This is a genomic window from Candidatus Binataceae bacterium, assembly GCA_035508495.1.
In the GTDB taxonomy this organism is placed as follows: domain Bacteria; phylum Desulfobacterota; class Binatia; order Binatales; family Binataceae; genus JASHPB01.
Genome location: DATJMX010000038.1, coordinates 1 through 23,809, shown reverse-complemented (window position 1 = coordinate 23,809; position 23,809 = coordinate 1). Strand labels below are relative to the sequence as shown.

The window sequence follows — 23,809 nt, the reverse complement described above, 5'->3', positions numbered from 1 at the left end:
TCTTTACTCGTCGGCTCATGCTCTGTTAGCTTGATGCGTTAACAATAAAGGAAAAGGGAAAGTAAGAACTCCGGATGCCTCTTTCGAGTGCCCTCAAACGGGAAGTAATCCAAGCGAACGCCCGCACCCCCAACGATAGCGGGTCGCCTGAAGTGCAGGTTGCCGTCCTCTCGGCGCGCATCGAGCAGCTCACGCAGCATCTCGCGTCGCACAAGAAGGATCACCATACGCGCCGCGGATTGTTGCGCCTGGTCGGCAAACGCCGCCGGCTGCTCGACTATCTGCATTCGCGCGACTTCGGGCGCTACAAGACGTTGATCGAAAAGCTCGGAATCCGGAGATAGGTCGCGAAATGCCGCGCGTGCCGCAACTATCGGACGCGCGGACCCAAGCCGGCCGCCCGGCCGGCGTCAAGGGTGCGCCCTCTGCGGTGCCCGGCGGATATTCCGCCACGCGTTTGCGACCCAGGTCCTCCCTCAGGTGTTACTAGATGTACCGAAAACTCGAGATTGAGTTCGCCGGGCGGCCGTTGTCGCTCGAAACCGGCCGTTTGGCCAAACAGGCGCACGGCTCGGTGCTGGCGCAATATGGCGATACGATGGTGCTCGCGACCGTGGTCTCGGCCTATGAGAGCCGCGACAAGGTCGACTTCCTGCCACTGACCGTCGATTACGTCGAGAAGACTTTCGCCGCCGGTAAAATTCCGGGCGGTTTTTTCAAGCGCGAAGGACGCGCCTCGGAAAAGGAAATCCTGACCTCGCGTCTCATCGATCGCGCGATTCGTCCGCTCTTCCCCAAGGGCTACGACAAGGAAACCCAGATGATCGTCACGGTCCTGTCCGCGGACCGCGACAACGATCCCGACATGCTGGCGCTGATCGCGGCCTCGGCCGCGCTCGAAGTCTCCGATATCCCGCATCGCGGCCCCGTTGCCGCGGTTCGCATGGGTCGGGTTGATGGACAGATCGTCGTGAGCCCGACAGTCAGTCAACTCGAGGAGAGCGACGTCTCGCTGGTCGTCGCAGCCAATCCCGAATCAATCATGATGCTCGAGGGCGGCGCCGAAATCGTCGATGAAGAGACGATCGTCGAAGCGCTCTTCCGCGCTCATCAGGAGATGGGCGTGATCTTCGAGATGCAGGCCGAGCTGCGCCGCCTCGCCGGCAAGCCCAAGCGCGAATTCAAGTCCAAGGCCCGCGATGAAGGCCTCGTCGCCGCGGTGCTCGAAAATATCGGCGACGGAATCGAGAAGGCCCTCGCGATCGGTGACAAGCACGGCCGTCAAAACGCGCTCTATGCGCTCTCCGACAAGGTAATCGCCGAGCTCGACAGCCGCTTCCCCGATCGCAAGGGCGAGCTTATCGATGCCTGCGACTACCTGGTCCGCACCCGCGTGCGCGCCGCGATCCTCGACGACGACAAGCGTATCGACGATCGCAAATCGACCGAGATTCGTCCGCTGAGTGCGCAGGCGCAGGTGCTTCCGCGCACGCATGGCTCCGCGGTTTTTACCCGCGGCGAGACCCAGGTGCTCGCAACCGTCACGCTCGGCACTTCGTCGGATGAGCAGAAGATCGACGCGCTGATGGGTGAGCGGTTCAAGAAGTTCATGCTGCATTACAACTTCCCGCCGTTTTCGACCGGCGAAGTGAAGTTTCTGCGCGCCCCGTCGCGGCGCGAGATCGGCCACGGCGCTCTTGCCGAGCGTGCGCTCATTCCGATTCTTCCCGACGAGGCTGACTTCCCCTACACCATCCGCGTCGTCTCGGAAGTGCTCGAGTCCAACGGCAGCTCTTCGATGGCCACCGTGTGCGGCGGCAGCCTCGCGCTGATGGACGCGGGCGTGCCGATCAAGGCGGCGGTCGCGGGAATCGCGATGGGTCTGGTGAAGGAAGGCGACAAAGTGCGCGTCCTTACCGACATCCTCGGCGACGAGGACCACCTCGGCGACATGGACTTCAAGGTCGCCGGCACCGCGGCCGGAGTCACGGCGATCCAGATGGACAACAAGGTCGGCGGCGTCACCAAGGATGTCATGCGCCAGGCGCTCCATCAGGCGCGCGACGCGCGGCTCTTCGTGCTGAGCGTGATGGACAAGGCGCTCTCCTCGGCGCGCAAGGAAGTGTCGACCTACGCGCCGCGGATCGTCACGATTCACATCAAGCCCGACAAGATTCGCGAAGTTATCGGCCCGGGCGGCAAAGTGATCCGCGGCCTGGTCGAGGAGACCGGCTGCAAGATCGATATCGAGGACGACGGCACCGTGCTGATCGCCTCGGCCGACGGCGTGGCGATGGAAAAAGCGATCGCCGCGATCCAGGCGATCACCGCCGAGCCCGAGGTCGGGAAGATCTACGACGGCGTGGTGCGCAAGATCGTCGAGTTCGGCGCGTTCGTTGAGATCATGCCGGGGACCGACGGCCTCCTGCATATCTCGCAGATCTCCAACGAGCGTATCCGCCGCGTCGAGGACGTGCTGCACGAAGGCGACGAAATCAAGGTCAAAGTGCTCGACGTCGACCGCAGCGGCAAGATTCGTCTGTCGATGCGCGAGGCGCAGGAAGAACCGCAGGCAAAGTAGGGCATGGTCAAAAAGAGCGTCCTGAGCAACGGCGTCCGGATCCTGACCGAGTCGATGCCGACCATGGTGTCGACTACTATCGGGATCTGGGTGGAGAATGGCTCGCGCTACGAGACGCCGGCCGAAAACGGCACCTCGCATTTCATCGAGCATCTACTCTTCAAGGGCACCACGAAGCGCACCGCCGCGCAGATTGCCGAAGAGGTCGACGCGGTCGGCGGCGTGCTCAACGCCTTCACCGGCAAGGAATACACCTGCTACTACGCCAAGGTCCTCGGCCAGGACCTCGACATGACGACCGACCTGCTCGCCGATATCTTCCTCGAGTCGGTGTTTAATGCTGAGGATCTCGAGCGCGAGCGCCAGGTCGTCCTGCAGGAAATATCACAGGCCGAAGACACCCCCGACGATTTCATCCACGACCTCTTCACCTTGAACTTCTGGAAGGGGCATCCGCTCGCCGCGCCGATCTTTGGCACCGTCGAAACCGTTAACGGTATCGATCGCGACGATCTGCGAACCTTCATGAAGGCGCGGTACCGCTCGGAACGCGTGTTTATCAGTGCCGCGGGACAGGTCGATCACGAGAAACTCGTCGAGCGATGCGAGCGGCTTTTCGGATCGATCCCCGGCAACGGCCAGCCTGATCCAGTCGTGGCGCCGAAACCGCGCCACTACCTGATCAATCAGCAGAAAAAGCTCGAGCAGGCGCATCTGTGTATCGGCTCGCCCGGAATCGGGCAGAGCCATCCGCTGCGCTACGCGGGATATGTTCTGAACACCGCGCTCGGCGGCGGAATGTCGTCGCGGCTCTTCCAGGAAGTGCGCGAAAATCGCGGCCACGTCTATACGATCTACTCGTTCGTCTCGTCGTACATCGACAGTGGCTATTTCGCGATTTATGCAGGCACCAATCCCGAATGGGTTCAGGAAGTGCTCGAAGTCACAGTCGGCGAGCTGAAAAAGCTGGCGCACGATGGCCTGACTTCCCCGGAGCTCGCGCGCGCCAAGAGCCAGCTCAAGGGCAATATGCTGCTTGGTATGGAATCTACCGACAGCCGCATGAATCGCCTCGCGCGCAATGAGATATACTATCGCCGCGACGTCCCGATCCAGGAGCTGGCGCAGGCCATCGACAACGTCAACAACGATCAGATCGTCGAGCTGGCTTCGTCGTGGTTCAAGGCCGATCAGATGGCGCTGGTCACGCTCGGCGATCTCGAAGGCCGCGAAGTAAAGTCCGAAGTCTTCTCGCCGCTGTCGTAGTCTAGGCAGTACCTGTCGGGCGCAGTTGCTCGCGCTGGCGCGTGGCCCGGACGCGCTCCTGCTCGCGATGCAGGAAGCCGGGGTCGAAAGTGACTATCAGCACCGGAAGAATAGTCATTGCGCCCAGCATCGACACGAACATCCAGATCGCGAGCATCAGTCCCATCTCGGCGTCGAAGCGGATACTCGACCAATACCAGAACAGTACTGAGGCGACGAGCGTAAGCGCGGTGAACGACACCGCTTTGCCCGACGTGATCAGCGAATTGTAAGTCGCCTCGGCGATATCGCATCCCTGGTTCAGCTCTTCGATTATTCGACTGACAATATAAATCGCATAGTCAATTCCGAACCCAACTCCGACGGTTACTACTGGCAGGGTATCTATATTGATCCCGATATCATGCGCACCCATGTATGCGTTGATCGCCGCATTCGCGAGCGCCAGCGGAAATAGCAGATAGAGTCCCGCCACGAACGATCGATATGTGACGAGGATGATCAAATAGATGGTCGCGAATGCCAGTACATTGAGGAGCACGTCGTTGTCGATGATTTCCTGATTTGCCGCGGCGAGCTCGCCGATGATTCCCGCGGCCAATTTGAATTCCACGCCCGGCACCTGGTTCGCCGGATCGGCGAAGAACCTCTGCGTGCGCATCGCGACCCGCTCGATATTGTCGCCCTCGCGATTCTTGCAATAGATCGTTATCTGCGTTGCATCATGGCGGGGGCTCAGAATGCTCGCCGTCTCCATCGGCGAGGCGAACCCGAGCCAGGTGTAGAGTATTTCTCCGATGGTGCGGCGCGTAGTCGGCAACATGTTCCACTTGGGCGCGTAGCCGTGGGCTGAAGGACCGAGGTTCGAAAGCAAATCGGAAAGTGAGAACGCTCCCGCGACACCCGGATCGCGCTCCATGTACGTTTCGTAGGCGTCCATGACGCGATAAAGCCGCGGATCGTCCAACACGTTTCTGGAATTGAACTCGACCACCACGACGAATCGCTCGATACCGCCGAACTGCTGCTGAATCGCGCGCATCGCACGGTTGTAAGGTGAATTCGGCCATAGGATTTGCGATTCAGAGCTGGGGTCGCCGACTTTAAGACCGGTCCATGAGATTGCGCATATCGCGATCGCGGCCACGGTCGCAGCAATCGTCACCTTCCGTCCACGCGGCGCGAGCATCGCACTTGCGACTCGCTCGAGCAGCCTTTTGTAATATCCCTTCTCCCGGCGCTCGATCACATCGATCTGCGGTGGTTCCAGGTAGTAATAGATGATCGGATTCAGCAGCAGTTCGCTGACTATAATCGCCGATATCCAGAACGACGAAGTTATCGCGAGACGCTGCAGGAACACCACCGGCACCAGCAGAATCACCAGCACGCCAAACGCGTCGGTGAGAATACCCGACAGTGACGGAACGAACAGTTCGGAGAAGGCCGACAGAATAGCTTGGTTCTTGTCGCGCAGCCGATAGTATTCCTCGTAGTAGCGATCGTGCATCTGCACAGAATGGCTGACCGCGCGCGCGGTGATGAGAAAAGGAATCACCAGGATTAGCGGATCGAGTGCAAAGCCGATGAGGCGGATAAAACCGAGTCCCCAGATCGCGCATACTATTCCAGAAATCGTCGGCCGAAGCGCCCCGCGCCAATCGTGAAAGTACAAATAGAGTAAAGTCCACAACGCGAGGACCGTAACGGCGAAAATCGACAATATCTGGCGCGTATAGTGGTAAACCCATCCATATAGTATCGGTTGTCCGCCAACGTAGATGTTCACCGTTGGATCCTTGACGGGATCGACCACCAGTTTTCTCGTTTCATCGAAAATGCGTCGATAATCGAGCTGCGATTCCAGGAAGCTTCCCGTAATCTTGGCCGCCTTGTCGTCGAACGAGATGAAGTTTCCGAATACTAGTCCGGGGTTCTTGTGAACGTTGCTGCGCAGCTCATCGAGTTCCTTAGGCGTTTTCGGCAGCGTTCCGTCGGGCAGAATTGGCTCGTGCATCAATACTCCCGCCGCCATTGGTCGTAAAACCTCGACGGTAAGAAACGATTCGACCGACGCATAGCGAACCCCGTAGACGAGATTCAGATTTCGCGTGATGCGCGCGATCTTCTCGATGATCTTGGGAGTGTAGATAGTACCCTCGCGCGCTTCGACCATTATCGTGATGTCGTTGACGCCGCCGAAGTAGGCCTCATACTTATGCGCGATCTTGATGAAAGGATGATTCTGCGGCATCAGGTCGCCAAAGCTGGTGACCAACTGAGTATCCAATGCGTAATAGCCGAAGAACGCGGTTAACAGGGTAATCGCACCGAGCACGATGAAGCGGCGGCGGATTATCCATTCTCCGAGTCGATACCAGGTCATGCTCGCCTCGCGTTCGCCTCAGCCCTGGCCGTAGCAAAAGCGCCAGGTTTTGCCGCCGTCGATGGTGTGTAGAATGAGGCCGTAGTAGCCGACGATCCAGCCGTGCAGTTCGTCGGAAAACCGCACTTGCGTCAGAGGTACCGGTCGCGGCGGAACCGTCTGATCAGGTCCCCAGGCGCTATTAGCTTGGAGACGCAGTGCCGTCCCGATATTGCCGGTCGCAACGCCGCCAGCTTTTCCGTACAGATCGACTGAGTAGAGCGGATCGCGCACCCGCCCCTGCACCATCCCCGGAATGCGATTGTCCGGCGGTCCACCCGGCGTGTCTGCCTGATGCGCGAAGCGCCAGGTCGCGCCGCCATCGTCCGTCTGAGCTACCCAGCCTTCGAGTCCGCACGCCGCACCGTGCTGCGCATCGCGAAACGACAAGCCATAGAAAGTCGGCAAAGTGAAGTCAGCGAACTCAGGCTTCTCTCCCGGATTCAGCTCATGCTTCCATTGCGACATCAGCGACGACTGCTGCTCCTGCCACGATTTGCCGCCATTGCCGGTGCTCCAGATGCGGCCTTCGTCGCCGACGATCCAGCCGCGATTGTCATCCACGAATTGGACACTGTAATAAGCCGGTTCCTCATATGCCCCCGAATCGTCTTTGAGCTCGGCAGAAAACACACGTTGCAACTGGCGCTTGAAGAACGTTTCGCCGCCATCGCTGGTGCTGAGGACGAGACTGCGATCACCGACCAGGAATCCGTGCAGTCGATCTGGAAAGGACAGCGCGAAGATATGCAGCCGCGTGCGCGAGTTGAGACGCTGCCAGCTCTTCCCGCCGTCGCGCGTTCTCATCACGAGGCCGTCCTGACCGGCGAGAAAACCGTTCTGGTCATCGACCATCTGGATTGCCAGCACGGCAAGCGATGTTCCGATATTGATCTGCTGGAAATGCTGTCCGCCGTCCGCGGTGTAGAGGAGCTTGCCGCGGCTGCCGGCAATGAACGCGCGATCCGGATGCATCGGCCATACGTCGAAGAACGTGTCGGTGAATTCCACTGGCCGCGGGGACAACTCGGGAATCGCGACCTTGCGATGGCATCCGCAGACGGCGAACGCGGCTACCGCGAGGACGATCGTGAGCGCCGCGCGCCATCGGCGAATCGATGGCGAAATCCACTGGATGTTTCTTGCGATGAACAACGAGAGCCTCCCCTTATGTCGTGCGATGTTAGGGCGGCTGCTGCGTACGATCAAGATGTCTAATGCAAGTAGACGCGGACCCTGCTTATTCTGGTTGGAATTCGATGCGCCCGATTGAGCCAGTTTTGATTGCGATGAATCCGAAGGATACGATTGTTTATCGAACTGCCTCGCCATCGCGGCAATCTGCGATGGCAGGCGACTTGCTCTGCACTATCGATGCAGGCTTGAGGAGGCTCGCGTATGACTAATCCCGCTCGCACTGGTCGTCGCATCGCCATTATCGGCTCCGGATTTTCCGGACTCTGTCTCGCCATCCAGCTCAAGGCGATTGGGATGCACAACCTGACGATCTTCGAGAAGAGCGATCGCCTCGGCGGGACCTGGCGCGACAACTCTTATCCCGGTGCGGCCTGCGACGTGCCGTCGTTTTCGTACTGCTTTTCGTTCGAGCAGAAAACCGACTGGACGCGCAAATGGTCGCCGCAGGCGGAAATCCTCGAGTACATGGAGCACTGCGCGCGCCGCTACGATCTCTACCAGCACATCCGCTTCAACACCGAGATCGCATCAGCCAAATGGGACGATAGCGAATTGGTCTGGCGCCTGCGCACCTCGGCGGGCGAGGAGATCGTCGCGGATATCCTCGTGAGCGGCGTCGGCCAGCTCAACCGTCCCGCTACGCCGGAGTATGCGGGCTGCAAGGATTTTCGCGGTATCCAGTTTCACTCCGCGAAATGGCGCCACGACGTTGATCTCACCGGCATGAAGGTCGCCGTGATCGGCAACGCCGCCAGCGCGATCCAGTTCATCCCGCAAATCGCGCCGAAGGTGGCGAAGCTGACGATCTTTCAGCGTAGCGCGAACTGGATGGTGCCCCGCGGCGATCGCTATTACACCGAAGCCGAGAAGGAACGCTTCCGCAAACATCCCTGGCTCGCACGGCTTTACCGTTGGCTCATCTGGGCGCAGCACGAAATGAACTGGCCGGTGTTCGCCGGCAATAAATTCGTCGCCTCGCGGATGCGAAGCGCCGCCGAAGAGAATCTGCGCGCCGCGATCAGCAATCCGAAATTGCAAAAGCTGCTCACTCCCGATTACCCAATCGGCGGCAAGCGCATACTTATTGCGGATGACTATTACCCGGCGCTGAATCGCGACAACGTTGAGCTAATCGCCGACCCGATCGATCATTTCAGCGAAACCGCGGTGGTCACAAAAGGCGGACGCGCGATCGATGCCGATGTCGTCATCTATGCCACGGGCTTCGAGTCAACCTCATTCCTCGCGCCGATGGCGATCCAGGGGGAGGGTGGCCGCACACTCAACGAAGAGTGGAAGGACGGTGCGCACGCATATCTCGGAATCTCGGTCGCAGGATTCCCGAACCTCTTTTTGATGTACGGACCAAATACCAATCTCGGGCACAATTCGATCATCTTCATGATCGAATGCCAGACCAACTACATAGTCGACTTAATCAAGAAGATGGACCACACCGGCATCAAGGCGCTCAACCTGCGCAATGCCGCGATGGCGTCTTACGACGCCCGAGTGCAGCGCGAACTCGCGGACAGTGTCTGGGCGAAGACCGGAAAGAGCTGGTACAAACTCGAAAGCGGCCGCATTACCAACAACTGGCCGAAAAGCACGATCGCCTATTGGTGGCGCACGCGTCACGCTGATCTCGCGCAATACTCAATCGCAGTCGCGCACCGCGCTGCGACTGGGACTAACCTCGTTGACCTGACAATCCCAAGCGCGCAGGAAGATCAACGAAACGTCGCCGCCCGTTAATATTTGTCTCAATCTCTGAAACCCTCCCCCTGGTCAGAGAGAGGGTTTCAAAAATCAGGGCGAAGACGGAATAGTGCAGAACTGAAAATAGAGATTGAACACTACTTAGTCAGATACTAAATCAGCGTATCAGACCGGCGCCTCGGGCCCATTTATATTTTGCACCAAGTACGGCTACCGGTTTCTCGGTTGTGTATGGATATGCCGGAATGCTGCGCTCGAACAGGTACGCGCACGCTTCTTCGACTTCGACGTCGCCAACCAGCGAGGCCACGATCGGCTTGTTGATCCCCTTCGCGCGCATCTCTTCCACGATCTGCGCCGTCAGCCTCGCGAATACCATCGGCGGCGTGATGATCGTGTGCCAATATCCCAGCACCAGCGCATGCACGCGCCGATCTTCGAGTCCGAGCTTGATTGTATTCTGATAGGTCGTCGGCGGTTCGCCGCCCGTGATATCGACTGGATTTCCCGCGGCGCCGAACGGTGGGATAAACTTGCGAAACGCCTGATCGAGGTCCGGCGGCATCGTCATTAGCTTGAGCCCATTGTCAACGCAGGCGTCGGCGAGCAGTACGCCCGATCCACCAGCGCCAGTGATGATCAACACGTTCTCGCCAGCCGGCGCCGGCATCATCGGGAGGCATCGCGCGAACTCGAGCATGTCGTTGAGCGCATATGCGCGCACGACTCCGCACTGCCGCAGCACGTCGTCGTAGATGCGATCGTTGCCGGCGAGCGCCGCGGTATGCGATCGCGCGGCGCGAGCGCCCGCTGACGTGCGCCCTGCCTTCAGTACGATGACGGGCTTTTTCGCCGACACGCGCTTGGCCACTTCGGCGAACGAGCGCCCATCCTTCAGATCCTCGACGTGCATCGCGATCACGTCGGTGTCGGGATCCTCTTCGAAGAAGGTCAGCAAATCGTCTTCATCGATATCCGCCTTGTTGCCGAGGCCGACGATCGCCGACACGCCCATCTTCGTCGAGCGGCTGAAGCCCAAAATCGCCATCCCGACGCCGCCGCTCTGCGAGGAGAGCGCGACCTTGCCTTTCACGTCGTAGGGCGTGCAGAACGTCGCGCACAGATTTTTCGGCGTGTAGTAAAACCCATAGATGTTAGGTCCCATTAACCTGATGTCATGTTGGCGCGCGGCTTCGAGCACCTCGCGCTGGAGGTCAGCGTTGCCGGTCTCGGCGAATCCCGACGGAATCAGCACTGCGCCTGCGACCTTCTTCGCGCCGCATTCGTGCAGGACCTGCGCCACGAGCCGCGCCGGGATCGCGAACACTGCCACGTCAACGTCGCCGGGAACATCTTTGATACTTCGATAAGCCTTGCGGCCGAGCACGGAATCTAGACTCGGATGAATCGGGATGATGCGGCCCTGGTAACCGCCGTTGATCAGGTTCTTCAGCACCGAGTTGCCAATTTTACCATCTTCAGCAGATGCGCCGATGATCGCGATCGACTCGGGGCGCATGATGCGATTCATCGCGCGCAGAATCTCCTCCCGCGAGGGGCGATAGCGCTGGGGTGCCGGTTCGAAATCGACGAGGATCCGAAGGTCTGCTGCGATCGCGCCACGAGCTGATGCGAAAACGGGATTCAGATCGATTTCCGCGATCTGCTGATTCTCATCGATGAGGCGCGAGACCTTATGAATCAGGGTCGCGAGCGCTTCCCGATTCACCGCCGCACCGCCGCGAATCCCGTTGAGCAGCTCCTGGCTGCGAATCGCGTCGAGCATTTTGCGCGCATCGTCAACGCTCGCCGGCGCGAGGCTGAACGTGATGTCGCGCAAAACCTCGACCATCACGCCGCCGACGCCGAACGCGACCACCTTGCCGAAGCTCGGATCCGTCGATGCGCCCACGATCAGCTCCACACCGGCCGGCGCCATCTGCTGGATGAGCACGCCGTCAATCTTCGCGTCGGCCTTGTACGCCTTGGCCTTCGCGATCATCGATTCATACGCGGCTTGGACCGCGCGCGGGTCGGCGAGCCCGAGCGCAACGCCGCCGGCCTCGGTCTTGTGCAGGATGTCCGCGGACACGATTTTCATCGCGACGGGATAACCGACTTGCCCAGCGCATTTGACCGCATCCGCGGCAGAGGTCGCCATCGCCTGCGTCGGAATCGCAATGCTGTAGGCGCGGCAAACCTCGCCGCATTCGGCCGGAGTCAATGAGCTACGGCCTTCGGCCTTCGCGCGATCGAGAATCGAACTGACTTTTGTGCGATCGGTATCCATCGGGCCTCGCTTTCTCGGGGCCGCCCCTCGGAGCACGGCCACCCTCACCTATAGCGCGGCTCTGCGAATGCCATCCAGCGCAATCCCTCGTGCGCGGGTCTCGAAGCGGGCGCGCAGATTCGACTAGACTCGCAGGCAATGGCGGTTCGCAAGGCACCACCGGTTGGCCTCGACAGCGCCGATCGGGCGCAGCGCAAGCTCGTGCCGTGTTTCGACGATCTCTATCGCACGGCGCTCGAGTTATTGCCGTTCACCGCCGACCAGCGGTTCGAGTTGCTCGACCTCGGCGCGGGCACGGGACTTCTCTCGGCGATGATCGCCGAGTCGTTTCCGAAAGCGCAGCTCACGCTTTTCGATCTCACGCCCGAGATGCTGCTTGGCGCGCGGCAGCGCCTGAAGCCGCTGGGCAAGCGCGTCAAATTCGTCAGTGCCGATTTCGCGGCCGCCGCGCCCGCGAAGTCCTACGACGCCGTCGTGTCGTCGCTGGCGATTTATCATTTGCCCGACAGCGGCAAGCGTCATCTCTTCGGCGACATCTTCAAGTTCCTCACTCCCGGCGGTGTGTTTATCAATGCCGACCAGGTCGCGGGCGAGGGCGCTGCGATCGACGAGCGCGCGCGCCAGATGTGGCTCAAGCGGGCGCGCGAGTTGAAGGCGAGCGATCGCGAGCTCGATGCGACCCTCGAGCGCATGAAGCGCGATATGCCCGCGACCGTAGGTCAGCAGCTCGCATGGTTGCGCGAGACCGGCTTTGTCGAAGTATCGTGCTCGTATCGAAATCTCATCTTCGCTGTGCTGTCCGGCACCAAGCCCGGCGCCGTCCGGGCGCCATCTTAATCGTCCCAATTTCGCGATTGCACCAAAGTCCAATGTGCGATTGATCGGAAAAGCCGCTATGGATCGAAGAACTGTCGCCGGGGAGTCTGACTCGATGACTGCGTTCGTGAACGGTGGAGCAACGGAATGAAGACCTGCCTTTCGCTGATCGGCGCTGCGGTGTTCGCGCTCGCGCTTCGTTGTGTTCCGGCGCGCGCCGCTGGTCTGCCCAACGTGTCGCCCGAAGCGACCAGGCTAATCGATCAATCCTGCAGCGCTCTCGGATCTGCAAACGCGTTCAGCTTCCACGCCGAGATACTTTTCGACCAGGTGCTGCCCTCGGCGGTGAAGGTCCAGTTCGCGGGCGCGATGGATTTCGCGCTCCAGCGCCCTGACGAAATCGCCGTCGATTACCGCAGCGACCTTGGCGCCAAGCAGGTCTGGTACAAGGGCAGCACTTTGACCATCTTCGATCCCGCCAAGGATATGTATGCGACCGCGGCCGTGCCGACGACGATCGACGCGATGATCAATCAAGTCGCCGAAGAAAAGCATCTGACTATTCCGCTCTCCGATCTGGCCTACACTGACCCGTGCGCTCCTTTTCGAAAAAAGGTGACCTACGGCGCTTATATCGGGCGCGGCGATGTAAACGGCGTCGAGTGCGATCACGTTGCGTTGTCGGGCCCGCAGGCTGATCTGCAGCTATGGCTCGATCGCACGGGCAAGCCAGTGCCGCGCAAGATCGTAATCAACTACCGCACACGTCCCGGCTCACCGGAATACATCGCGGTGCTATCGGACTGGAAATTTCCAGGCGCGTTCCCGGCGAGCCGCTTCAGCCCGCAGATTCCCAAGAACGCCGTAAAGATCGATTTCCTGAGCAACAAGGAAACGCCGCGATGAAATCGAAAAATCATATCGGCAAAGTCCCGGCCTTGATGACATTATGTTTTGCGCTTGCGATAGCGGCGCAGCCGCTGACTGCCTCGGCCTGGGATCGAAGCCGTTTTGGCGGCGGTGGCGGCGGCGGTGGATGGGGCGATCGCGGTGGCCGGAGCGGCGGCTTTCATGGCATGGGCGGCGACGGCTTCGGCGGCGGCAGCTTCACCCATTCTCAAGATGATCACGGCGGTTGGGGGCAAAACGGCGGCGGCCAGCAGCATCAGGGCAATTCCAATTGGCAGCATCAGGGCAATTCGAGCTCCAGCTCGAGCAGCAGCACGTCCGGCACTTCATCTGATCAAAACCATCCGAATGCCGCGAATGACTACAACACCTATCATACGAATCAGACGCAGGAGCAGCAGAATCGGTATAATGAAGTAAACACCCTGCAAACCAATCAAGAGCACACCGAAGAGCAGATGCACAATCAGACCATGAGCACCGTCAACAATGATTGGGGCACAGGGAATCCATATTCTGACTGTTGCGGCAGCAGCGGCTCGAGCACCGGAGAAGCGCTGGGCGCAGCGGCGCTCGGGGTCGCGGGCGGAATGGCGATGGGCTCAATGATGGCGAATTCGCAGCAGAAAGCCCAGCAGACGCCCCCACCCGGATACCCGCCGCCTGCGCCCTACGGCTATCCGCCGCCGAACCCATACGCTCCGCCGCCGACGCTTTACTCACTTCCGCCGAATGCATATCCGACGACGGTCAACGGCAATACTTATTATGTCGCCGGAGGAACTTACTATCGCCCGTTCTACAGCGGCAGCCAGGTAGCGTACGTTCCGAGTCCGCCGCCGCAATAATGCTGAGCGGGCGCTGTCGCCTGCGTTTGACTTTTTCGATGCGCCGTCGCTAGCTTCCGAAGCGAATCCCAGCGCGAGGTGACGGCGATGAACAACTTCACGATTTGCGTGGGCACTGTTGGCGCGGGCGTGTGGTTCAGTCCCGACGGCGGCGAGCATTGGCGGCGCAGCAGGATGAACCTGCCGTTCTCGGCCGAGCCCGGCGAGATTCAGATTCGCGCCTTCGCCGTATCTCCCCACAATCCGCATCATCTTCTCGCCGGCTCCGAAGCGGGTCTCTATCGGAGCGAGGATAACGGCGCGACCTGGGATCTCGTCGAATCACCGATGGATGGCAAGCAGATCTGGTCCGCGTCGTACCATCCCGGCGAGCCCGACACGATCTTCGCGGGCACCAAAGAACCTGGCGTTTATCGCAGTAAGGACCGCGGCAAGAGCTGGGCGAAGATGGCGGTGCCGATCGCCGAGCGATGCCTCGCCGGCGCGCCCAAGGTGACGAACATCATTGTTGATCCGCGCGACAAGCGAACCATCTGGGTCGGCGTCGAAATCGACGGTATCTATTGCAGCCGCGATGACGGCAAGACCTGGCATCACAGCAAGATGGGCGACAAGGAACTGAATCAGGACGTCCACGGTCTCGCGCTGGCCGATTCCAAAGTGTTCGTTACGACGCCCGACGGCGTCTGGAGCAGCAGCGACGAAGCGCACACATGGTCGCTGCATTCGTTTCCGCGCTTTGCCGAGCGCGATGCGATCTCGTACTGCCGCGGCGTCGCGCTGAGGCCCGGCGATCCCGACACGATCTTCGTCGGCAACGGCGATTTCATCCCCGGCAAACGCGGTGCGATTCAACGCTCGCGCGACGGCGGCAAAACCTGGAAGGCCTGCGATTTGGCGGTCGAGCCGAACTCGGTGATTTACTGGTTCGGCACGAATCCCGCCAATCCCGACGTGATCGCGGCAAACAGCCTCCACGGCTACGTGTACTTGAGCACGGACGCTGGCGATTCGTGGACCAAACTGCGCCGGGAGTTCGGAGAAATCCGTGCTCTGACCTGGGTCCCGAACTAGCCGATCAGGGAATCGCGCTCGAATAATTTGAGTCGTCGTCGATGCGGGGTCATATACTCATTGTCGAGCCCGCTCGAGTAGATATTCTCTACAACCCGATCCAGGCGGGTCTTCTTGGGCGAGGCCACCGCGTCACTCGTTATCCAGGGATCAATGAATTCATTTCCGATCGCGCGGCCCGCGCTAACGCCGACGTATTGATTGGACTCGGCGTGCAAGTCAGCCGCGACCTGATGGCCTCGATGCCGCGGCTGCGCGCTGTGATGTCGCCGGTGACGGGAACGGACGGGATTGACGAACTCGCCGCGACGGAACTCGGAATCGTAGTCGGCAACGGTCAGATTCCGGAGAACACCGAGAGCCTTGCAGAAGCGACCGTGATGCTGATGCTGGCCGCGCTCTACGACCTTCGTGGATCCGAAATGGTACTGCGCGAAAGCCGCTCGCATCCGATGCCCGTGACGGCGCGCATGCTCAAGGGCAAGCTGATCGGTCTAATTGGGTTCGGTCAGATTGCGCGCGCGATCGTGAAGCGGCTTTCGACCTGGGAGGTCCGATTCCAGACCTGCACGCGGCGTGCGCGATCGGACTTGCCTCGTGAAGTATCGCAAGTGGGCTTGGACGAACTGCTTCACACGAGCGATATCGTGACTGTGCTTTGCCCGCTCACCTCCGAGACTCGCGGCATGCTCAACGCGCAGCGGTTGGCATCGCTCAAGCGCGGCGCGATCTTCGTCAATACTGCTCGCGGTGGAATCGTTGATGAAGCCGCACTCGCGGCACTGGTGCGAAGTAAGCACCTCCAGTGCATTGCGGTGGATGTGTTCGCGACCGAGCCGCCACCATCGGACAATCCGCTGCGTCAACTATCGGACGTCGAGGCGATCCTGACGCCGCACATGGTCGGACATACGGCGGAATCGATCGAGCGGCTGCCGATGGCAACGATCGAGAGCATCGAGCGCATCATGCGCGGTGAGCCGCCACTCTACGTGCGTAATCCGCAGGTTATCGCCGAGTGGCAGCGGCGCTGGAGTCAGTGAACCTCGCGGCGCGGCGTGCGGTTTAGAAAGGAATCCGCGCGCTCAGGACCACGGCGTTGTTGTAGGCCGGGTGAGTGGTGACCGCGACCTGGAATCCGGCGCCAATAGTCAGTCCGACGCGCTCATGAATAGGTATTCGTCCGAGTAGTATTCCGGGCGTTAAAAAAAGCTGACTTTGCCCGGTGCGCTTGCCCTGCGCGAACCACGTGTAGTTGGTTTCGAACTCGGGCCAGAAGTACTTCAATACGTGGTACTGAAAGGCCGTGTTCCAGGCGAGCGGCCATCCCAGGCGGTCCTCGCCGCCATTTGGAAACGTTACTCCGCAGGTAGACTGAACATCGAAATCGCCGAAGCCCTTGCCACCCGCGATCGTCGGCGTGAACGTCGCATGGCCCATGCTGTTGTCATCGTCGCCGGTCGGCGCGCTGAAGCCCATGAACGCGGTCAGGATATAGTTGCCGTTCTCTTCATTGGCCGAGAGGATTCGGTACTTTACGAGGAAGGTCTCGTCCGCCCATCCGTCAGTCGCTTCGGGCTTCTTGACGATGTGTCCGGTGTGCGCGATCCAGGCAGGGATGCCGAGGATGACTTCGGTGTTCTGGAATGGTATCAGCTCAAGGCCTTTGCCGCCGCCGTAGTTGTCGGTCGCCGCGCCGAGCTTGTTGGCCTGCCAGTATTGGTCGTAGCGAAGCTCTTCCTCCAGTCGTGGTGTGACCGTCGTTAGCGGGGTGACCCAATGCGGTTGTTCGCTTTGAATCCGCGTGACGCGCGGAAACCAGTTGACGAAATAATCGACGATATCCTGGCCGAACGACGTCTGCGCACTTGCCGGCGCTGCAGAAACAAGCGCGGCGATGACCAGGACCGAAGCAAAAACGCGTGACAATTTTGACACCGCGACCTCCACAACGTCAGCCAGAATATTAGCTGATTGCTTGTATACTGGCAGATCTGGGCAGTCAAATGCGGCGATCGCAAAACCGCTGAGGCATTGCGGCGCTCAGAAGACGATCGGCAATTCCAGGTACTCGCGATAGACGAAGTCGCGATGCTCGAGCAGCGCTGGCGTCAACGCCCGCATAACTTCGGGATTGCTCTCGCGATAAACGCCGCGGAACGCCGTCGCCATCGGACACAGATCTTCAGACATCGGCTTGAAGAGCGCGGCAAAGGTCGACCAATGGATATCGAGTGCCGTCAGATGGTCACCGACGAAAAATCTGCTGCCGCGCGCGCGATTCTCGGCGAGTCGGCGATCGAGCAGGTTCAGAATCTCTATCACGCGCGCTTTGGCGCCGGCCGCCGCCTCCGGAGTGTAGCCGTATTTCTTTCCGATATAGCCCCAGGTCCGGCGCGTCGCTTCCGGCGCTGACGTGTCGTTGACAGCCGCGTCGGCCATCGTCAGCCGCTTGCACCATCCAAGTCCGTTCTCACCGGCGATTTCGTTGGTGTAGCCGAACATCAGGATTCGATCTTGCTCCTTGGATGGAATCAGCCGCGGCTCCGGTGCAAGCCGCTCCGCGAGATAGAGCTGCTCGATCCACGTCGAGCGCGGACGCTCATCGTTCCAGATCGCGACCGGCGCGCTCGCTTGCGCAGTCCATTCCACGAGCTCCTTGTCAGTGCCGTCCTTGCCCGCGGCAGTCACCGAGACGAAGGGAATCTTCTTCACGTGGAAGATACCTTTGCATGCTTCCCGCCACGGACCAGGCACGGCATAGCCGCCGAGGATGAGACGCAGGCCCGTCATTTTGCGCGCGGCTTCGATACTTGCGTAGTCGATTTTCAGATCATTCATCGCGATCGTGGCTGCCATGGCGTCCTCCGCGGTTATCGATGCTAGGCAAATAGCGCGTCGCCGCCGCGTCCGCCAGCTTTTTGCGATTTGCGATCAGAGAGGCGGAATCGGAGGGCGGCCGGGTGCCGCCACTGCGGCATTGAGATTGATCGGAATCGAAGGCGCCGCCGGATCGCTCGTGGCGATCTCGAGTATCGAAAAGATCGGATGCTGCGCGGCGACCGCATTCGTCGGCGGACTATACGCCAGTGTGATTTCGGCCGCCCGTCCCAGTCCAACGCTGAAAAATCCCGCGCCCTTTACGATCCTGAAGCTGCCCGCCAGCGGCGGCACGTAGCCATTCAGCATGCCCGTTCCGAAGTTGAAGATCCTGATCGTTGCCGATTTCGAATGACCCGGAGCGACCGCGCCGAAATTGAGCGCGTTGGGAAGTGCCGCTGCCCTGACGTTCTTCGATGCCGTCCCGACGCCGTTCAGCGTAACCTGTGTTGGCGCGACGACGGCAGAGTCGGCGATGCTCAAGAAGCCCGGCCGCGCGCCTTGAGCTACCGGCCGGAAGACCAGATTGACGGTGCAGGTGCCGCCGACAGCAAGCGGCGACGTTGCGATACAGTTGTCCGATTCGGCGAAGTCTGGCGAGGAAGCGACCGACAAAACTCTCAGCGGATAGTTCGCGGTGTTCTTGAAGGTCAGCGGTGTTTTGGAGCCCGCCACGCCCATCGTCTCGTTGGCGAGCGAGAGCGAGGTTGCAGATGGAGTCAGCGCCACGGGGAGTACGCGGATCGGAACGGACAGGCTGCCGCCCGAATCGAGCTGCACGTTGATCGCGGCCTGTCCCGGCGCCGTCGCCGTGACCATCGCGTTGCTGTCGACCATGCCCACAGCGGGATTGGATGACGTGAACGCGAGATGAGACGAATGCGTGACGTCGAGCGGCGTTCCGCCCGGCGCGCCGCTCACGATCTGCAGCGGCAATTGTTCCCCGATCGCCTCGAAGGTCAACGTGTTGGCCGGCGCGATCAGGTTCAGCAGCGCGGCCGGCGATTCGATCTGAATCTGGACGTCATCCTGCGCGACGACCGTGCCCTCCGGTCCGTAGCCAATGACAGTCAGAAAGTAGGGTCCGGGCTGCTGTTCGGCCGGGATCGTCAGCGCGAAGCTTGGAGTACCGGATGCATTCAGAGGTGCGGCCGCGCCCAGGCGATGATTGCCGATTAGCGCGTAGCTCCGGAACGAGCCCGGCGACGTGACCCTCACCGTCACATTGATCATCTGGCCGGAGTTGAAGACGGCGCCAGCCGCCGGCTTCATTATGCTGATCCCAGGCGCCGCCAGAACGTTGCCGGCATAGAGAAGCGCAATCGCAAACGTAAACCAGCCAAGTCTTGAACAGGCGGAACGAATCGCCGGATGCATCGCGATAATCTCCGTTACCTCAGTGCCGCGTAGGTTGGGTCGGTCAACGGAGTGTTGAGCAAATCGACCGTTCGATCCGGATTGGGAGTTGCGGCGTCCAGCGCGCTGGGCGCAAGGAAGCCCAAATCCTCGGCGCCCGGGCTGTGGATCGCGGCAGCCGCGATGATACCGGCAAGGTTGTTCACCTGGCTCGTCAGCGGCACGATCGCGTCGCTCGCGTTGCTGACCACCGTCGGCCATCCGCTGACCGTCAGATCCTTCGCGAGCGTATCGTCGAAGCATGCGTCGCGGAGCAGGTCGACGAAAATACCGGGATGCTCCAGGCCGTCGAGCTGCTGCTGATTCATGTTGCCGGCGATAAAAGCGGTGGGGATTTCCGGCGTGTAGATCGGTGCCGTCGAATCCGCTTGGAGCGCCGCCAGCGCTGCGCTCAGCGAAGCGCCAGTGCCGTTGCCTGAGAGATCGCCCATCGCGCCCGAGAACGTCAGGATCCGCGAGTAAAGCGCGACCGATTGGAAGGTGAACAGCCCCGCCACCGCGAGCGTGTCGGCCACGCAGGCGTTATCGTCGAGCAGCAGTTGCGTAGCCAGCGGAGATCCCAGGTGGGGCGTGTCGATTGTAATCAATTTGTGAACATCACCCCTGGCGAAGGTCGTGTCGCTCGCGAAGTACGGCTCGAGCGGCAACGTCCGCGTGATATTTCCGCCCATGCTGTGGCCCACGATATCGGCCTGCACCGATGCGACCGCTATGCCGGCCGGGTTCGCCCCCGCCTTGAACGCATTGATGAAGTTGTCAACCTGGCTGGTGATCTGCTGCGCGTTGTAGCTGAAGCCCAGCGAGTTGGCGTCGGCCGCGTCGGTGTCGAAATACCATGGCGTCGAAGCGACAATCTGGTGGCCGATGTTGAACGAAAAGTTGGCGCGCTGAATCGCAAAGCGCGGGTCGCTCAGGAATGGCGTGAAATTATCGAAATCGCTCGGCGTGCCCCACAGCCCATGCACCAGCACCACTAACGGCCGGATGATCGTGAGACTCTCGCTCGACGCGGCCGGCGCGCCCGCGGCCTGCCAGTGAATCGCGACCGAGCGCTGCGCGGCGTTGGCATCGCCGCCGCCCGGACGCGGGAAATCTATCGGCGCGCGATAGATCGCAAATGCCATCGGCCCGCTCGATGTCGATACTGAGGTGACAATTAGTTGACTCCGGTTTGGGCTGCCGCCGCCGATGGCGCCGAGCGCGCCGTCGTTCGCGGTCGAGGTACTGGGCTGATTCTGATCGTTGAAGATCTGGAACGTGAACTGCTCGCCCGGCGAGTCAGCGCTCACGCGGACGACGATCTGACTCACGCCGTCGCCTCCGATACCTTCCACGGCCGTGCCGCCAGTCGCCAGTTGATTGACATCGCTCGTGATGGCGGGGCCGTTCAGCAGCGCGCTCACCGGATCAACGAACGCCAACGAAGCCGCCCTCGCCGGCGGCGCGGTCAGTGCAATGGCCGTGGCAAACAGTGCCAGCAGGCCGAACAAACTGGTCTTCGATTTCATGCGATCAACTATCTTCGCGCGGAGCTTCCGCAGAGATTCAATGTGGGCGCCTAATGTACGATCGGCACGGGTCGATGGCAACGTGCAATGGAACGCGAGGGCGCTCAGCGATGTTGGCGCGCTTCGAGCTCGTCGAGCGTGCGCGGCCAATCTTCGTGCAGCAACTGCGAAAGCGCGCGATCGGCAAGCAGGCGGCCACCGGTCTGGCATCGCGCGCAATAATTCGTCTCATTACTGGCGTAGCGGATACGCTGGACCTTCGAGCCGCATCGCGGACACGGCTGACCGTAGCGGCCGTGCACAGCCATCTCGGGCCGGAACGCGGTGACCTTCTCGGGAAACGCGCCGCGAGCTTCATTTCGCAGACGATCGGTCCATTCGATCAGTGTCGCGCGTGTCGCCTCGTAGAGCCGCTCGACCTCTTCGTCGCGAAGCTTGGTAGACATCGCGATTGGCGAGAGCTGCGCGCGATGCAGAATTTCGTCGGAGTAGGAATTGCCGATGCCGCTGAAGATGTGCGGATCGGTCAGCGAACGCTTGAGCGTATGATTCGATGCGCGCAGCGCCGTCGTGAACTCCGCGAGCGATACTTCGAGCGGTTCGATTCCACCCGCGTTAAGCGACGCGAGTCCCTCCTCGCCGGCGACTACGTGCAGCGCGGCGCGCCGCTGCGTTCCCGCTTCCGTGAGCGACAGCCATCCGTTGTCGAACTCGAACGCCGCGAGCACATTCTTGCTGCCCATCTTGGGTTTGGCCGTGTTCCAGTGAAGGCGGCCGGCGATCATGAGATGCAGCACGAGCCACAGATCGCCCTCGACGCCAATCGCGATCCGCTTGCCGAGGCGCCGCACGTCGTCGATCGTCCTGCCGTAGGTGTCGGCGAGAGGAGGTTGCGTCGAGCGCAAAAGAAATAACGACTTGATGACGGCGCGCATCAGCTTGTGGCCGAGGGTGCGCTGGCGTATTGCCTCCACGTAAACGGTGACATCGGGCAGTTCAGGCATGCGAGATCGTCAATATCATAACGACTAACTCAGCGCCGCTCGTGTTAGATATAATGCGAAACCAGACATGAGGATTGCCGATGAACTACTTCCTGGCGAAAACGGATCCGGATACTTACTCGATCGAGGATTTCGAGCGCGACCACAAGACCACGTGGGACGGCGTGACGAATCCGCAGGCGGTGCGCGCGATTCGCGACATGCGCCCGGGCGACAAGGTGTTCATCTATCACAGCGGCGGGCTGTCGAGCGTGGTTGGGATCGCGCAAGTGAAGTCGGAGCCGCGCGACGATCCGAAAAATCCGAAGTCAGCGGTCGTTGACCTCGAACTGCTCGGCCGCGTCGATCCGCCCGTGACTCTCGCCCAGATCAAGCAATCGAAAGAGTTCGACGACTGGGCTCTGGTGCGCCAGGGGCGGCTGTCGACGATGGCGGCGCCGCAAAAGTTCGTCGAGTTCGTCCGCCAGCACGCGCCCAAGGCGAAAATCTGAACGACGCCGCTAGCGCGCCCAGGTGTGGTAGGTTTTTTCGGACGGCCGATACTCGTCGATGCGATGATTGCCGGTATCGACGAGCAGGATTCGATCCGGTGTGTCGACGACGATCCCGGCCGGCTCGCGCGTCGGAACGCATACCGGATCCATGCACGTGAACTGGCCGCCGTCGAAATCGGCAACTTCGTGATTCTTCAGCTCGAGCTTGCGAATCGCGCTGTTATAGGTGTCTGCAACGAGCACGCTATCACCGTCGACAGCAACTCCCAGCGGATGCTGCAAGCGCGCCTTACGAAAATCTCCGTTGATCCATCCGAAATCGAAGAGACCAGCGCCCACCAGCGTCACGAGCTGCGGATCTTTTGACAGAGTGATCGCGCGGACTGCAGAGCTCTCGCTGTCCGCGAGATAGAGCGTCTGGCCATCAGTGCTCAGTGCGAGACCGCTCGGCTGCGCGAGCGAGGCCGACGATGCGCGGCCGTCGCGCAATCCTTCTTCGCCGGTTCCGGCGAGCGCCGCGACATTTCCGCTCTTCAGGTCGAGCACGCCGATCTGATGCGTTCCCGCGTTGGCGAAGTAGAGCTCATCGCCCTTAAGCTCAAGGTCCCACGGCGAGGCGAGAGCCGTCGTGTGACCGGGAGTCACTGCGCCAATCGGCATCCCGCGCTGTCCCGTTCCGGCGAGAGTCGTGACGGCTCCCGAGGCGAGGTCGATGCGCCGGATGCGGTGGTTCTCGGTATCTGCGACGAAGATCGCATCGTGCGACCCGGCGAGGCCTTGCGGATGATTGAAGCCTGCCTGCGCTGCGGCACCGTCGGCGAATCCGGCATCGCCATTTCCATAACGCGCGAGCTCCTTGCCGCGGTCGTCAAGCAGGACGATCTGATTGTGCCCGCCATCTGCTAACGCCCATCGTTTTTCGGCACCGGGCACCGGCTTGAGTTTGCCCGGGAAGAGGAAGCGCCCCTTGGGTTCGGGCGCCGGCGCGAGATCGAGCGCCGCGGGCTTGAGCGTGCCCGCTTTGCGGGAAGTCGCGACGACGTTGTCGAGCGCCGCGATCAAACGATCAGGATCGGGCTCGCCAGGAATCGAGCCGAGCACGCTGCCGTCCGCACCAATCACGACCAGCGTCGGCCATGCCTGCACGCCGTACTCGCGCCAGATTTTCATATCGGGGTCGTGAATGATCGGATGGCGAATCTCGTAACGGCTGATCGCGTCGCGCACGCTCGCGGCCTTTGTCTCGTTGGCGAACTTCGGTGAGTGAACTCCGATCACGACGACCTGGTCGGGATACTTTTCCTCGATGCGCCGCAGTGTCGGAATGATCTGGATGCAGTTGATGCAGCCCTCGGTCCAGAAGTCGAGAATCACCACGCGGC

General features: G+C 60.8%; 19 protein-coding genes. 10 read left to right on the top strand and 9 right to left on the bottom strand.

The genetic code is table 11. The annotated features are described in order from the left end of the window. The first annotated feature begins 74 nt into the window (after positions 1-74). The 3 genes from rpsO to VMA09_12935 all read left to right on the top strand — a co-directional run bounded on the left by rpsO (position 75) and on the right by VMA09_12935 (position 3,847). Positions 75-344 (top strand): 30S ribosomal protein S15, encoded by a 270-nt coding sequence (rpsO, locus tag VMA09_12945; GenBank protein HUA34509.1) that lies wholly within the window; start codon positions 75-77, stop codon positions 342-344. 146 nt (positions 345-490) lie between these two features. Then, on the top strand, positions 491-2,581 hold the full coding sequence (pnp, locus tag VMA09_12940; GenBank protein ID HUA34508.1) for a polyribonucleotide nucleotidyltransferase: 2,091 nt from the start codon (positions 491-493) through the stop codon (positions 2,579-2,581). 3 nt (positions 2,582-2,584) lie between these two features. Continuing rightward, entirely contained in the window at positions 2,585-3,847 is a 1,263-nt protein-coding gene (locus VMA09_12935; protein ID HUA34507.1) for a pitrilysin family protein, read from the top strand. A gap of 1 nt (position 3,848) precedes the next feature. Here VMA09_12935 and VMA09_12930 read toward each other — a convergent pair whose 3' ends face one another. Together VMA09_12930 and VMA09_12925 are read right to left on the bottom strand one after the other, a co-directional pair. Continuing rightward, positions 3,849-6,233 (bottom strand): MMPL family transporter, encoded by a 2,385-nt coding sequence (locus VMA09_12930; GenBank protein HUA34506.1) that lies wholly within the window; start codon positions 6,231-6,233, stop codon positions 3,849-3,851. Positions 6,234-6,251: 18 nt separating this feature from the next. Next, a complete protein-coding gene (locus tag VMA09_12925; protein HUA34505.1) occupies positions 6,252-7,427 on the bottom strand; it encodes a YCF48-related protein in 1,176 nt (391 codons plus the stop codon). Between the two features lie 243 nt (positions 7,428-7,670). Here VMA09_12925 and VMA09_12920 point away from each other — a divergent pair, with 243 nt between their 5' ends. Then, positions 7,671-9,224, top strand: coding sequence for an NAD(P)/FAD-dependent oxidoreductase (locus VMA09_12920; GenBank protein ID HUA34504.1), 1,554 nt, complete (start codon positions 7,671-7,673; stop codon positions 9,222-9,224). 121 nt (positions 9,225-9,345) lie between these two features. On the opposite strand, the gene VMA09_12915 is transcribed toward VMA09_12920, so the two are convergent. Next, complete coding sequence (locus tag VMA09_12915; protein HUA34503.1) at positions 9,346-11,478, bottom strand: acetate--CoA ligase family protein; 2,133 nt, start codon at positions 11,476-11,478, stop codon at positions 9,346-9,348. A gap of 138 nt (positions 11,479-11,616) precedes the next feature. Between VMA09_12915 and VMA09_12910 the strand changes: the two genes are divergently transcribed. The 5 genes from VMA09_12910 (at position 11,617) to VMA09_12890 (ending at position 16,168) form a co-directional block, all read left to right on the top strand. Then, positions 11,617-12,315: a class I SAM-dependent methyltransferase gene (locus VMA09_12910; protein ID HUA34502.1), complete on the top strand. Its 699-nt coding sequence runs from the start codon at positions 11,617-11,619 to the stop codon at positions 12,313-12,315. Positions 12,316-12,441: 126 nt separating this feature from the next. After that, positions 12,442-13,200, top strand: a complete 759-nt coding sequence (locus tag VMA09_12905; GenBank protein HUA34501.1) for a DUF2092 domain-containing protein — start codon at positions 12,442-12,444, stop codon at positions 13,198-13,200. Beyond that, on the top strand, positions 13,197-14,051 hold the full coding sequence (locus VMA09_12900; protein HUA34500.1) for a hypothetical protein: 855 nt from the start codon (positions 13,197-13,199) through the stop codon (positions 14,049-14,051). Before VMA09_12905 ends, VMA09_12900 begins: the two co-directional genes overlap by 4 nt. Positions 14,052-14,138: 87 nt before the next feature. Continuing rightward, positions 14,139-15,125: a hypothetical protein gene (locus VMA09_12895; GenBank protein ID HUA34499.1), complete on the top strand. Its 987-nt coding sequence runs from the start codon at positions 14,139-14,141 to the stop codon at positions 15,123-15,125. A gap of 41 nt (positions 15,126-15,166) precedes the next feature. Further along, on the top strand, positions 15,167-16,168 hold the full coding sequence (locus VMA09_12890; protein HUA34498.1) for an NAD(P)-dependent oxidoreductase: 1,002 nt from the start codon (positions 15,167-15,169) through the stop codon (positions 16,166-16,168). Between the two features lie 22 nt (positions 16,169-16,190). Here VMA09_12890 and VMA09_12885 read toward each other — a convergent pair whose 3' ends face one another. The 5 genes from VMA09_12885 to VMA09_12865 form a co-directional block, all read right to left on the bottom strand. Then, on the bottom strand, positions 16,191-17,063 hold the full coding sequence (locus tag VMA09_12885) for a hypothetical protein (GenBank protein HUA34497.1): 873 nt from the start codon (positions 17,061-17,063) through the stop codon (positions 16,191-16,193). A gap of 105 nt (positions 17,064-17,168) precedes the next feature. Then, a complete protein-coding gene (locus tag VMA09_12880) occupies positions 17,169-17,984 on the bottom strand; it encodes a hypothetical protein (protein HUA34496.1) in 816 nt (271 codons plus the stop codon). Positions 17,985-18,059: 75 nt separating this feature from the next. After that, entirely contained in the window at positions 18,060-19,277 is a 1,218-nt protein-coding gene (locus VMA09_12875; GenBank protein ID HUA34495.1) for a choice-of-anchor D domain-containing protein, read from the bottom strand. Between the two features lie 119 nt (positions 19,278-19,396). Further along, complete coding sequence (locus tag VMA09_12870; GenBank protein HUA34494.1) at positions 19,397-20,929, bottom strand: hypothetical protein; 1,533 nt, start codon at positions 20,927-20,929, stop codon at positions 19,397-19,399. A 104-nt stretch (positions 20,930-21,033) separates the two neighbouring features. Then, entirely contained in the window at positions 21,034-21,933 is a 900-nt protein-coding gene (locus VMA09_12865) for a DNA-formamidopyrimidine glycosylase family protein (GenBank protein HUA34493.1), read from the bottom strand. An 80-nt stretch (positions 21,934-22,013) separates the two neighbouring features. Here VMA09_12865 and VMA09_12860 point away from each other — a divergent pair, with 80 nt between their 5' ends. Beyond that, entirely contained in the window at positions 22,014-22,424 is a 411-nt protein-coding gene (locus VMA09_12860) for an EVE domain-containing protein (GenBank protein ID HUA34492.1), read from the top strand. A gap of 9 nt (positions 22,425-22,433) precedes the next feature. Here VMA09_12860 and VMA09_12855 read toward each other — a convergent pair. Then, the coding region (locus VMA09_12855) for a thioredoxin-like domain-containing protein (protein ID HUA34491.1) at positions 22,434-23,809 on the bottom strand (1,376 nt) is incomplete at its 5' end.

Coding starts and splice junctions, on each gene's coding strand:
- VMA09_12915 (HUA34503.1), bottom strand. CDS start 11,478: ATGGATACCGATCGCACAAAAGTCAGTTCGATTCTCGATCGCGCGAAG.
- VMA09_12905 (HUA34501.1), top strand. CDS start 12,442: ATGAAGACCTGCCTTTCGCTGATCGGCGCTGCGGTGTTCGCGCTCGCG.
- VMA09_12875 (HUA34495.1), bottom strand. CDS start 19,277: ATGAAGCCGGCGGCTGGCGCCGTCTTCAACTCCGGCCAGATGATCAAT.
- VMA09_12900 (HUA34500.1), top strand. CDS start 13,197: ATGAAATCGAAAAATCATATCGGCAAAGTCCCGGCCTTGATGACATTA.
- VMA09_12865 (HUA34493.1), bottom strand. CDS start 21,933: ATGCCTGAACTGCCCGATGTCACCGTTTACGTGGAGGCAATACGCCAG.
- pnp (HUA34508.1), top strand. CDS start 491: ATGTACCGAAAACTCGAGATTGAGTTCGCCGGGCGGCCGTTGTCGCTC.
- VMA09_12860 (HUA34492.1), top strand. CDS start 22,014: ATGAACTACTTCCTGGCGAAAACGGATCCGGATACTTACTCGATCGAG.
- VMA09_12920 (HUA34504.1), top strand. CDS start 7,671: ATGACTAATCCCGCTCGCACTGGTCGTCGCATCGCCATTATCGGCTCC.
- VMA09_12870 (HUA34494.1), bottom strand. CDS start 20,929: ATGAAATCGAAGACCAGTTTGTTCGGCCTGCTGGCACTGTTTGCCACG.
- VMA09_12890 (HUA34498.1), top strand. CDS start 15,167: ATGCGGGGTCATATACTCATTGTCGAGCCCGCTCGAGTAGATATTCTC.
- VMA09_12930 (HUA34506.1), bottom strand. CDS start 6,233: ATGACCTGGTATCGACTCGGAGAATGGATAATCCGCCGCCGCTTCATC.
- rpsO (HUA34509.1), top strand. CDS start 75: ATGCCTCTTTCGAGTGCCCTCAAACGGGAAGTAATCCAAGCGAACGCC.
- VMA09_12935 (HUA34507.1), top strand. CDS start 2,585: ATGGTCAAAAAGAGCGTCCTGAGCAACGGCGTCCGGATCCTGACCGAG.
- VMA09_12910 (HUA34502.1), top strand. CDS start 11,617: ATGGCGGTTCGCAAGGCACCACCGGTTGGCCTCGACAGCGCCGATCGG.
- VMA09_12880 (HUA34496.1), bottom strand. CDS start 17,984: ATGGCAGCCACGATCGCGATGAATGATCTGAAAATCGACTACGCAAGT.
- VMA09_12895 (HUA34499.1), top strand. CDS start 14,139: ATGAACAACTTCACGATTTGCGTGGGCACTGTTGGCGCGGGCGTGTGG.